Source organism: Streptomyces inhibens (assembly GCF_022221585.1).
GTDB classification, from domain to species: Bacteria; Actinomycetota; Actinomycetes; order Streptomycetales; family Streptomycetaceae; genus Streptomyces; species Streptomyces inhibens.
Genome location: NZ_CP084681.1, coordinates 6,618,872 through 6,631,246 on the forward strand (window position 1 = coordinate 6,618,872; position 12,375 = coordinate 6,631,246).

General features: G+C 72.2%; 5 protein-coding genes. 4 read left to right on the plus strand and 1 reads right to left on the minus strand.

Going from position 1 to position 12,375, the window contains the following annotated elements; translation table 11 throughout:
• Window positions 1-5 precede the first annotated feature (5 nt).
• From KI385_RS30120 to fxsT, 4 genes are all read left to right on the plus strand, one after another.
• Window positions 6-3,476 carry an SAV_2336 N-terminal domain-related protein gene (locus tag KI385_RS30120; protein WP_238575253.1) on the plus strand — a complete coding sequence of 1,157 codons (3,471 nt, stop codon included), beginning with the start codon at window positions 6-8 and terminating at the stop codon, window positions 3,474-3,476.
• Window positions 3,477-3,580: 104 nt separating this feature from the next.
• On the plus strand, window positions 3,581-3,784 hold the full coding sequence (locus KI385_RS30125; protein ID WP_238575254.1) for a YxD-tail cyclophane-containing RiPP peptide: 204 nt from the start codon (window positions 3,581-3,583) through the stop codon (window positions 3,782-3,784).
• A gap of 165 nt (window positions 3,785-3,949) precedes the next feature.
• On the plus strand, window positions 3,950-5,104 hold the full coding sequence (locus tag KI385_RS30130; protein ID WP_238575255.1) for an FxsB family cyclophane-forming radical SAM/SPASM peptide maturase: 1,155 nt from the start codon (window positions 3,950-3,952) through the stop codon (window positions 5,102-5,104).
• 133 nt (window positions 5,105-5,237) lie between these two features.
• The gene (gene fxsT, locus KI385_RS30135; RefSeq protein WP_238575258.1) at window positions 5,238-8,276 is read left to right on the plus strand and encodes an FxSxx-COOH system tetratricopeptide repeat protein; all 3,039 of its coding nucleotides are present in this window, start codon (window positions 5,238-5,240) and stop codon (window positions 8,274-8,276) included.
• A 109-nt stretch (window positions 8,277-8,385) separates the two neighbouring features.
• On the opposite strand, the gene KI385_RS30140 is transcribed toward fxsT, so the two are convergent.
• A complete protein-coding gene (locus KI385_RS30140) occupies window positions 8,386-12,201 on the minus strand; it encodes a multifunctional oxoglutarate decarboxylase/oxoglutarate dehydrogenase thiamine pyrophosphate-binding subunit/dihydrolipoyllysine-residue succinyltransferase subunit (protein ID WP_238575262.1) in 3,816 nt (1,271 codons plus the stop codon).
• Window positions 12,202-12,375 lie beyond the last annotated feature (174 nt).

The window sequence follows — 12,375 nt, forward strand, 5'->3', positions numbered from 1 at the left end:
GTGCGGTGCCCCTCGGGGAGCCCGGCCCCGGCCCCCTTGACGAGCTCGTCGCCCGGCTGACCGCGGCGGGGGTGCCGGCCGATGCCCGTGGCATGGCCGACGCGCTCTGGCTCGCCCAGTGGATCACGCCGCCCGCGCCGCGGCCCGATGCCTCCGACGAGGGCGGTCCCCTTCGCGCGACCTCCGCCGACCGTACAGATCCGGCCACTTTCCGCGTCGGATCGGCCGTATCGTCGGACCCCGTGCCCGACGCCGGGACGCCGCCGAGCGACGGCGGCCCCGCGCCATCGGCCGAGGACCCGTCGTCGTCCGTGCTCCAGGACAGCGCCCGGCACCGGGTCGCGGAGCTGCTGCCCACCCAGGACGACCGGGTGCCCGATCCGGACCATCACCGCCTCGGCGAGGTCGCCGTCCCGATCGCCTCCGCGTTCCCCGGACTGCTGCCGCTGCAGCGCGCGTTGCGGCCCGTCCAGCACTACCGTCCGCCGGCCGCCCCGACCCGCCGCAAGCTGGACGAGCCCGCCACCGCCGAGCTCTCTGCCCACGCCGAAATGATCATCCCGGTGCTGCGCGGGGTGCACCGCCGCGCGTCCGCACTGCGGCTCCTGATGGACGGCTCGTCCTCGATGGCCGTCTGGGAGCAGATGCTGCACGACCTGCGCCAGGTCTGCGAGCGGGTGGGCGCCTTCCGGGACGTCACCGTGCACTACCTCCACCCGCACGGCGAGGACGTCGGCGTCGCCGCGGCCCCGGGCCCCGGCCGCCCGCTGCGCCCCGCCGACCAGCTGCACGACCCCACGGGCCACCACCTCACCCTCGTCATCAGCGACTGCGCGGGCCCGCTGTGGCGGGACGGCAGGATGCAGCGGCTCCTCTACCGCTGGGCGGCCGACGCCCCGCTCGCCGTGGTCCAGCCGCTGCCCCAGCGGATGTGGGCGCGCACGCTTCTGCCCGCCGTCGCCGGCACCCTCGTCCGCCGCCAGGGCCCCTACCAGGCCCTTGACTTCCGGCCCGCCCGACGCCGCCGCCGGCCGGCCGCGACACCGGGCGCATCGGCAGGGGCGGTCCGCGAACGCGCCGTCCCGGTCCTGTCCGCCACCCCCTCCGCCCTCGGCTCCTGGGCCCGGCTGGCCGCCGCCGACGCCGGCCTCTCGCTGCGCGGTGCCGCCTCCGTCGTCCGGGCCGACCACGGCTCCGAGCCCCCGGCCGGACCGCCGCCCGCGCCCGGACGGGGCGAACCGGCCCGTATGGTCGGCGAGTTCGACCAGCAGGCCTCGCCCGCCGCCCGGCTGCTCGCCGTCCACCTCTCGGCCGTCCCGCTCGCGCTGCCCGTCATCCAGCTCGTCCAGCGCGCGATGCTGCCGCAGACCGGCCCGGCCGAGCTGGCGGAGGTGCTGCTCAGCGGCCTGGTCACGCAACTCCCGCCGGACGAGAGACCGTCGGGGGAGCAGGGCGGGGTGGCCGGCCCCTGGTACGACTTCGTGCCCGGCGTCCGCGACGCGCTCCTCGGCCGGCTCAGCGCGGGCGAGGCCGCCCTGGTCCTCAAGCACTGCTCGCTCTACATCGAGCGCACCTTCGGCCGCAGCGCCCGCAACTTCCCGGCCGTCGCGGTCGCCATGCTCTCCGGCAGCGGCCGCGAGCCGGAGACCGGCCAGCTCGCCGTCCCCGAACCCTTCGCCCGGGTCTCCGAACGCGTACTGCGCCGCTTCGAACCCGCGCTGCGCCCGCCCGACCGGCGCCCGTATGTGTCCGACGGCCCGGCCGCGGAGGGCGCGGCCCTCCTGGAGCGCTACGAACAGGACCGCGCCGTCCGCGATCTGATCGAGGCCGTCCGCCTGCTGCGCGCCGCCGCCGGACGGCTGCCACCGGCCGGCACCGACCTCGCCCGCGCCCTGCTGCACGCCTGGGCGAAATGGCGCCAGCCGGACGCCCTGGAGGAGGCGGAGCGGGCGGTACGCGCCGCGGAGCGGGCCACGGCGGGGGAGGAGGACGCCGACGGCGAGGAGAGCGCCGCCCGCGGCGAGGAGAGCGCCGCCCCCGGGCGGGAGGCCGAACGCACCCGGGCGCTGATCGTGCTCGGCCGGGTCGGCCATGCCCGCGCCCAGGAACGCCGCGCCGCCGGCGACCCGGACGAGGAACGCGCCGCGCTCGTCGACGCCGCCCGTCATCTGCACACCGCCTGCGGGCTGATGAGCCTGCTTGACCCCCGTGTCCTGGAGAGCATGGTGCTACGCACCGAGGTCCTGCGCCGTCTGGCCGCCCTGCCCACCATGGCCGACGTGCCCGAGCCCGACGGAACAGCCGTCGCATCGGACGCCGGCGGAACAATGGGCTCCCCCGGCCCTCACGGCCCCCCGGGCCCCGTCGACCCACCCGACCCGCTCGACGAAGCGGAACGCTCCCTCACCACCCTCCTCGACCAGTGGCCCAGCGGCGAGCAGGTCCCCGGCGAGGTCTACGCCGCCCGGGGCGGTGTCCTGCTCGACCAGGCCCGCCGGGCCGCCCATGGCCACCCCGAAGGACCGCGCCCCGCCGAGGCGCTCGCCGTACGCGCCGCCGACGACCTCGACACCGCCACCGTGCTGCTGCGCCGCCGCGGCAGCGCCGCCGACCGGCTGGTCTGCGAGACGCTGCTCGATCTCGCGGCGGCCCGCCAACTGAACGGCGGCACGGGGCTGCCGTCCGTACTCCCCACCCTCGAACGCGCCCGCGCGATGGCCCGCGCACTCGACGACCCCGCCCTGGAAGCCGACAGCCTGTGCCGTACGGCCGCCGCCCAGCGCGCCGTACACACCCGTACCGGCTCCCTGACCGCCCTCGACGACGCCATCGCCGCGCTGGCCGCCGCGCTCCGCCTGACCGCCCCCGATTCGCCCGAGCACAGCTCACTGCTGGCCGAACGCGGCGCGGCGCTGCTGCTGCGGGCCCGCCTGGAGCCGGCCGACGGGCCGGGCAAGCGGCTGGCCAACGAGGCGGTGCACGTCCTGCGCGAGGCGCTGGCCCGGGTCGCTCCCCAGGACCCCGACCTCGGCAACCACCGGCTGCTGTTCGGCCGCGCCCTGCGGCTGCGCCATGAACGCCAGCCCTCGCTCGCCGATCTGCACGAGGCCGACTGGATCCTGGAGCTCGCCGCCCGCGGCGCGGACGTACCGGCCGCGGTGTCGGCCGAGGCATGGCTGGAAGTGGGCGATGTCCAGCTCCTGTTGGACCGCCGCTTCGACTCCCGGGAGCGGCACGACCGGGCCGCCGCCTGCTTCCGCCGCGCCGCCGCGGCCGCCGGTCGGGCCGACAGCGCCCTGCTGGCCGCCCGCGCCCACCACCGCCGCGGCGAGGTCCTGGAGGTCACCGCCGGCCCCCGCTCCGCGCTGTACGCCTACCGCGAGAGCTGGGAGCAGTGGCAGCGCGCCGCCGAGGACAGCGGCCCCGAGGCCCAGCGCACCCGCGCCCGTATGCGCGCCCTCGAATCCACCGCCTGAGCGCCCTGAGCCCCCGGCCGGCCGCCTGGCAGCCGGCCCCCGAACGTGTTTCTGTGGACAGGAGTTCGGGAACACCCCCGTCCAGCCGGCCAGAGGAGAACAGCGTGGCGACTACCCCCCGCACCGAACCGGCTGCGGCCGCCCCCTCGGGGCCTTCGGCCGAGCCGTTGCCGGATTTCGCCGGGGTTGATGTGGGCGTCTTGGCGGCCCGGACGGACCATGCGGTGCTGGGAGAGGTGGTGGCGCGGCTGCTGCGCCACTGGCCTTCGGCGGACGACGCGGTGGCCTATTACGAGGACGGCGCGTAGAACGTCCTGCGCTGATGCTCAGGAACCGTTGTTTTTGGGCAAACGTGCAAGGAAATCGGCCACCTTTTGAGCGAATTTGCTTCTTCGATCATTGGCAGAGCCATGTACCAAGTACCGGGCGGAAGTTGACGAGACCGGACACCGACGAGGGCAGGGGGCGACGCCGTGGCGGGGGTGCAGACCGGCCGGACCGCTGCCGTGCCCTTCCGGCAGTTCGTGCTGAAGGTCCACAGCCGCTGCAACCTCGCGTGCACCTACTGCTACATCTACGCCGGCCCCGACCACAGCTGGCGCCGGCGCCCGCAGACCGTCCCGGCCGCCACGATCCGGCAGACCGCCCTGCGCATCGCCGAACACGCCCGCACCCACGGGCTGCGCGCGGTCCGCATCGATCTGCACGGCGGCGAACCGCTGCTCACCGGCCCCGGCCCGCTCCTCGAACAGGCCGCCGCCATCCGCGCCGCGCTGCCCGCCGACTGCAGCGCCGATTTCTGCGTGCAGACCAACGGCACCCTGCTCACCCCGCAGATGATCGAGGTGCTCGGCATCGCCGGATTCCGGCTGGGCCTCAGCCTCGACGGCGGCATCGCCGGCCTCAACCGCCGCCGTATCGACCATGCGGGGCGGCCCTCCTGGCCCGCGGTCTCCCGCGCGGTGGACCTGCTCTCCGGCCGCCCCGACATCTTCGGCGGCATCCTGTGCACCATCGACATCACCACCGACCCCGCCGAGGTCTACCGCTCGCTGCGCGCACTCGACCCCCCGATGCTCGACTTCCTCCTCCCGCACGCCAACTGGTCCAGCCCGCCGCCCGCCCCCCTCGGGCCCGCCGGCCGCACCCCGTACGGCGACTGGCTGTGCACCGTCTTCGACCTGTGGTGGGACGGCGGCCCCGGCCCCCGGGTGCGGGTGTTCACCGAAATCCTCGGCCTCCTTCTGGGCCGCCCCAGCTCCAGCGAGGCGGTCGGCCTCTCACCGGTCGTCGCACTGGTCGTCGACACCGACGGCGCCATCGAACAGGTGGACTCGCTCAAATCCACCTACGAAGGCGCCGCCGCCACCGGTCTCGACGTCTTCCACCACACCTTCGACGAGGCCCTGGCGCACCCCGGCATGGCCGTCCGCCAACGCGGCCGGGACGGGCTCGGCGCACAGTGCCGCAATTGCGCCCTGGTGGAGGTGTGCGGCGGCGGCAATTACGCGCACCGCTACCGCGCGGATACCGGCGGATTCGCCAATCCGTCCGTGTACTGCGCCGACCTGGAGCGCCTGATACGGCATATCGCCGACCGTCTTGATGCCGCGGTTTCGCTCAACTGATGTGCCTTCAACATGACCTGACGCACTGTCGTCATATGGAGGGACACTTGGGCTATCGTGCCAAAGAGCCAGGGCGTGCCTGATGAGCCAGCCTCCGCACGCGCGCACCATCGCATCTCAGGGAGACGGTCGCATGGTCGATCAGGCCACTTCTTCTGGTTCTTCTGGTCTTTCCGGTTCTTTTGGTCCTACCGGCTCCAATGAACACATCACCATCAGCTATGCGGGCTTCACCCGCCCATGGGCCGCCTGGATCTCCCACCAGCTGGAGCAGCAGGGCCACGGCACGACCATGCTGCGCTGGGACCCGCATGTGGACACCGCGCTGGTGGAGGAGCTGACGGGGCTGCTGGAGGCCGAGGGCCGGCTGCTGATCGTGCTGGACGACTGGTACTTCCGGCTCGGCCCCAAGACGCAGGACGAGTGGACGGCCGCGCTGCGCGAGGTGGTGCCCCAGCACGCCGACCGATTCGCCGCGGTGAGCGTCGCCACCCAGAGCCTGCCGGCCACCGCCTCCCTGCTGCGCCCCGCCGACCTGCGCGACCTGGACGCCCGCGAGGCCAACCGCCGGCTGCTGCACCGGCTGGGCATCAGTACCCCGGGCCGGACCGTGGACGACAGCGCGCCCGGCGCGCCCCGCTTCCCGAACAACCCGCCCGAGGTGTGGAACATCCCGCGCCGCAACAACCGCTTCACCGGGCGCGACCACGTACTCGAAGAGCTGCACGGCAAGCTGGCCGGCTCCGGGGCGGGCGCGGGCCCGCCGCTGGAGACCCGGATCGCGCTGTACGGCACCTCCGGCGTCGGCAAGAGCCAGATCGCCGCCGAATACGCCCACCGCTTCGGCAACGACTACGACGTGGTGTGGTGGATCAGCGCCACCAACCGCGGCGCCGCCCGCGAACAGCTCGCCGAGCTCGCCACCCGGCTCGGCCTCCCCGTCGGCCGGGAGCTGGGCGACCGCATCCGCGCCGTCCACGAGGCCCTCCGCATCGGCCGCCCCTACCGCCGCTGGCTGCTGATCTTCGACAGCGCCGACGACATGGAGCAGATCGAGGACCTGGTCCCCGACGGCCGCGGCCATGTCCTGATCACCACCCTCACCCGCGACTGGTCGGGATCCGGCAGCGCCCAGGAGATCGAGGTACGGCCCTTCACCCGCATCGAGAGCGTCGCCTACGCCCGGCGGCGCGCACCACGGCTGACGCCGATGGAAGCCGACCTGCTCTCCGACGCCGTACAGGACCTGCCGCTGCTGCTCGCCCAGACCGCCGCCTGGCTCGACGCCAACCCGATGTCCCCCAAGGAGTACATCGAGCTGATCCGGCGCGGCGAGCCCAGCCTCGTGGGCATCCGTATCTCCTCCGACTACCCCATGGCCTTCCAGACGAGTTGGGCCATAACCCTCAACACCCTGCGCGAACGCAGCCCCGGGGCGGTCGAACTCCTCAAGCTGTTCGCGTTCTTCGCGCCCGACGCCATCCCCGTGCCGATGCTCGCCAAGGCCCGCCGCGGCGATCTGCCCGAATATCTCGCTGACCTGGCCGCGGAGCCGATCAGCTGGAACACGGCACTGCGCCGGCTGACCGAATCCACCGCCGTACGCCTCGACTACCAGGTCTCCGAGGACTCCGACCCGGCCGTGGAGACCGCGCTCATGCACCGGCTCTACCACCGGTTCCTGCGCAGCGACATGACGGAGGACGAGCGCGACCTGATGTCGGCGGCGGCCTGCCGGGTGCTGGTCACCGCCGACCCGCAGAACCCCGCCGACACCCGCTACTGGGACCGCTACGCCGAACTCATCCCGCATCTGGAGCCGGCCGGCGTCCTGGACAGCCCCGACCCGGCCGTTCAGCAGCTGCTCCTCAACTGCGTCGAATATCTGCGGGTCCGCGGCGAGTACCGCATGGGCCTGCGGCTGTGCGAACTGTTCATGTCCCGCTGGCGCAGCCGCCTCGAACCCACCCAGCGCACCATGCTCGTGCTCACCCACCAGCACGCCAATATGCTGCGCAGGCTCGGCCGCTACCGCGAGGCCGAGGCGGTCGGCAGCGCCGTCGTCGACCAGCTCTCCGCCGAACGGGGCGCCTCCGACGCCGATCTGCTGCGCGCGCAGGACGGCCTGGCCGGCACCCTGATGGCGCTGGGCTCCTACGACGAGGCCCATGCCCTCTTCGACGCCGTCTGGCGCGCCTACGTCGCCCTGCTCGGCCCGGAGGCCCCGCGCACCCTCTCCTCGCGCCACAACCTCGGATGCGTACTGGCGCTGCTCGGCCGCTACGAGGAAGCGCTGGTCACCCATCGCGAGGTACTCGCCTACCGGGAGCGCGAGCTGCGCGCCCGCCACCACCTCACCCTGAACGCCGGCGCCGCACACGCCCGGACGCTGCGCCTGATCGGGCGCTACCGCGACGCCACCTCCAGCCAGGAACTCAACGCCCGGCTGCATCTCCAGGTCATGGGCCCGCACACTCCCCAGACCCTGCGCTCCGAGCACGACCTCGCGCTGTGTCTGCGCCGCTCGGGCGAGGCCGCGCGATCCGGCGAGCTGATGGCCGCCCTCGTCGAGCGGTCCCGCCGGGTGCAGGGGCCCCGGCACCCCGAGACGCTGAGTGTCCGCGCCGACCACGCCACCTTCCTGCGCGAGCACGGTGACCTGGGGCAGGCCCGCGAGCTCGCCGAGGAGGTCGCCGAGTCCTATCGTTCGCTGGTCGGCGAGGGCCACCCGTACACCGTCGGCACCCTGGGGAACACCGGCCTGGTCCGCGCGGAGTTCGGTGAACTGGCGGAGGCGCTGGAGATCGCCGAGCGGTCACTGAGCGGGATGACCCAGGTGGTCGGCCCCGACCATCCGTGGACCCTGGGCTGCGCGCTGAACGTCGGCGCCGCGCGAAACCGCGTCGAGGACGAGGACGGCGCGGTCGAGCTGGGCCGCGACACCCTGGAGCGGGCCAAGTCGATGCTGGGTGACACCCACCCGCTGACCCTCTCCGCCAAGACGGCCCTCGCCGAGGATCTGCGCGCGCTGCGCCGCGGCCAGGAGGCGTCGAAACTGGAGCAGGAGGCGATCTTGCAGCTCTCCGAGACGCTGGGCGCCGAACACCCGCACACCCTGTCCGCCCGGCGCCGTCGGCGCCCGTACTGGGACTTCGAACCGCAGCCCGTATAACGGGCCGCCGCGGCGCGCCGCCACCCGGCGCGCACAGCCGAAGGGCCCGCCCCCGCAGAGCGAGGACGGGCCCTTTCGGCGTTACCGGTTCACCCGGTGGCTCCGGCGCTTACGCGTCGAAGACCTCCGCGACCAGCTGTGCCTGCTCGGCCTGGTGGCGCTTGGCGGAGCCGACGGCCGGGGACGAGCTGTGCGGCCGCGAGATGCGGCGCAGGCGCTCGCCGTGCGGGACGTCGGCGCCGACGGCCAGGTCGAGGTGGTCGATCAGGTTGAGGCCGAGGAACGGCCAGGCACCCTGGTTCGCCGGTTCTTCCTGGACCCACAGGTACTTCCCGGCGTTCGGGAACTTGGCGATCTCCGCCTGGAGTTCCTTGCCGGGGAGCGGGTAGAGGCGCTCGATGCGGACGATCGCGGTGTCGTTGGCACCACGCTTCACGCGCTCGGCCTCCAGGTCGTAGTAGACCTTGCCGGAGCAGAAGACGACCTTGCGGACGTCCTCGGCCTTGACCGTGGAGTCGCCGATGACGGGGCGGAAGCCGCCCGTGGTGAACTCCTCCGTCTTCGACGCCGCGGCCTTCAGACGCAGCATCGACTTCGGGGTGAAGACGATCAGCGGCTTGTGGTGCGGGTTGTGCACCTGCCAGCGCAGCAGGTGGAAGTAGTTGGAGGGGAGCGTCGGCATCGCGACGGTCATGTTGTTCTGCGCGCACAGCTGGAGGAAGCGCTCGATCCGGGCCGAGGAGTGGTCCGGGCCCTGGCCCTCGTAGCCGTGCGGGAGGAGCAGTGTGACGCCGGAGGTCTGGCCCCACTTCTGCTCCGCGGAGGAGATGAACTCGTCGACGACGGTCTGGGCGCCGTTGACGAAGTCACCGAACTGGGCCTCCCACATGACCAGCGCCTCGGGGCGGGCCAGCGAGTAGCCGTACTCGAAGCCCATCGCCGCGTACTCGCTCAGCAGCGAGTCGTAGACGTTGAAGCGGGCCTGGTCCTCGGAGAGGTAGAGCAGCGGCGTGTAGTCCTCGCCCGTCTCGCGGTCGATGAGGACCGCGTGGCGCTGGCCGAACGTACCGCGGCGGGAGTCCTGGCCGGCGAGCCGGACCGGGGTGCCCTCCATCAGCAGCGAGCCGATGGCGAGGGTCTCGCCCATGCCCCAGTCGATGGTGTTGTCCTCGACCTGGGCCGCGCGGCGCTGCAGCTGGGGCATCAGACGCGGGTGGACGGTGACCCGCTCGGGGATGTTGACCTGGGACTCGGCGATCCGCTTGACGACCTCCTGGGAGATCGCGGTGTCCACGAAGACCGGGAACTCGGCCTTGGGCTGCGGCACCTCGGGGGCCACCGGCGCCGTCGTGGCGTCGCGGACCTCGGTGAAGACCTTCTCCAACTGTCCCTGGAAGTCCTGGAGCGCCTGCTCCGCCTCTTCGAGGGTGATGTCGCCCCGGCCGATCAGCGACTCGGTGTAGAGCTTGCGCACCGAGCGCTTCTTGTCGATCAGGTCGTACATCAGCGGCTGGGTGAAGGCCGGGTTGTCCGACTCGTTGTGGCCGCGGCGGCGGTAGCAGATCAGGTCGATGACCACGTCCTTGTTGAACGCCTGGCGGAACTCGAAGGCCAGACGGGCAACGCGGACGACGGCCTCGGGGTCGTCGCCGTTCACATGGAAGATCGGCGCCTCGATCATGCGGGCCACGTCGGTGGCGTACATGGACGAGCGCGACGACTCCGGGGCGGCGGTGAAGCCGACCTGGTTGTTGATGACGACGTGCACCGTGCCGCCGGTGCGGTAGCCGCGCAGCTGGGACATGTTCAGCGTCTCGGCGACCACGCCCTGGCCGGCGAACGCCGCGTCACCGTGCAGCTGGATCGGCAGGACCGTGAAGTCCGTGCCGCCCTTGTTGATGATGTCCTGCTTGGCGCGCGCGACACCCTCGACGACCGGGTCCACGGCCTCCAGGTGGGAGGGGTTGGCGGTCAGCGAGACCTTGATCTGCTCGCCGTCCAGGCCGGTGAAGGTGCCCTCGGCGCCCAGGTGGTACTTCACGTCGCCGGAGCCGTGCATCGACTTCGGGTCGAGGTTGCCCTCGAACTCGCGGAAGATCTGCGCGTAGGACTTGCCGACGATGTTGGCGAGGACGTTGAGGCGGCCGCGGTGGGCCATGCCGATGACGGCCTCGTCCAGGCGCGACTCGGCGGCCGCGTCGATCACGGCGTCGAGCAGCGGGATGACGGACTCGCCGCCCTCCAGGGAGAAGCGCTTCTGGCCGACGTACTTGGTCTGCAGGAACGTCTCGAACGCCTCGGCGGAGTTCAGCCGGCGCAGGATGCGCAGCTGCTCATCGCGCTCGGGCGACTTGTGCGAACGCTCGACCCGGTCCTGGATCCACTGGCGCTGCTTGGGGTCCTGGATGTGCATGAACTCGATGCCGGTGGTGCGGCAGTACGAGTCGCGCAGCACGCCCAGGATGTCGCGCAGCTTCATCATGGACTTGCCGGAGAAGCCGCCGACCGCGAACTCGCGCTCCAGGTCCCACAGGGTGAGGCCGTGCTCGGTGATGTCGAGGTCGGGGTGCTTGCGCTGGTGGTACTCCAGCGGGTCGGTGTCGGCCATGACATGGCCGCGGACCCGGTAGGAGTGGATCAGCTCGAAGACCCGGGCGGCCTTGGTGACATCGTCGTCGTGCGAGGCGTCGATGTCGCGCAGCCAGCGGACCGGCTCGTAAGGAATCCGCAGCGACTTGAAGATGTCGTCGAAGAATTCGTTCTCACCGAGCAGCAGCTGGCTCATGATGCGCAGGAACTCGCCGGAGGCGGCGCCCTGGATCACGCGGTGGTCGTAGGTGCTGGTCAGCGTCATGACCTTGGAGACACCCAGCTTGTTCAGGGCGTCCTGGGAGGTGCCCTGGAACTCCGCGGGGTAGTCCATCGCGCCGACGCCCATGATCATGGACTGGCCGGGCATCAGACGCGGCACGGAGTGGACGGTGCCGATGCCGCCCGGGTTCGTCAGCGACGCGGTGACTCCGGTGAAGTCGTCCATCGTCAGCTTGTTGTCGCGGGCCCGGCGGACGATGTCCTCGTAGGCCTGCCAGAACTCGAAGAACGACAGCGTCTCGGCCTTCTTGATGGCCGCGACGACCAGCTGGCGCTCGCCGCTCGGCTTCACCAGGTCGATGGCCAGACCGAGGTTGATGTGCTCGGGCTTGACCAGCGTCGGCTTGCCGTCCTTCTCCGCGAAGGAGTAGTTCATCGACGGCATGGCCTTGAGGGCCTGCACCATCGCGTACCCGATGAGGTGGGTGAAGGAGACCTTCCCGCCACGGGCGCGCTTGAGGTGGTTGTTGATCACGATGCGGTTGTCGAAGAGCAGCTTCACCGGGACCGCACGGACGGACGTGGCCGTCGGCAGCTCCAGGGAGGCGTTCATGTTCTTCGCAACGGCGGCCGAGGGGCCGCGCAGGGTGACGAACTCGGGACCGCCGGGGGCCAGGCCCTCCGCGGCAGCCGGCTTCGCGGCGGGCTTGGCCGGGGCGGCCTTCGCCGGAGCTGCCTTCGCCGGAGCGGCCTGGGCGGGCGCCGGAGCGCTCGCGGCAGGCTTCGCCGGGGTTGCCGGCTGGGCGGGCGCAGGCTTCGGCTCGGCCGCGGCGGGAGCCGCTGCGGCGGCAGGCGCGGCCGGGGCTGACGGGGCCGGGGCGGCCGGAGCGGGGGCGGAGCCCTCCGTCGGCTTGCTCGGCGCGGTGGCGCCGCCCGGCTTGTAGTCGGCGAAGAAGTCCCACCAGGCTCGGTCTACCGAGTTCGGGTCCTGGAGGTACTGCTGGTAGATCTCGTCGACGAGCCACTCATTGGGACCGAACGCGGCAGCAGGGTTCTTTCCCTGCCCCTCTTGGTCGGTCGAGATGCTCGAGCTGTTGGGGGACTGTAGCGACACGGCGGCAACCGCCCTCTTCCGCTTCCTAAGGTGGTGGACAGCGGGAATAAAGGCTACGCCTCTTGTGACCTTCGGTGCAGTCCGGGAGGGCTACTCGTCGTGTACGTCACATTCCGCGAGGGGTTTCGGGGCAGGACTTGGCGGGAAACACATCAAGTTTGCCCGCGTGCGGGT

Bases quoted from the DNA above. Each gene is read 5' to 3' on its own strand.
- fxsT (WP_238575258.1), top strand. From the start codon at position 5,238: ATGGTCGATCAGGCCACTTCTTCTGGTTCTTCTGGTCTTTCCGGTTCT.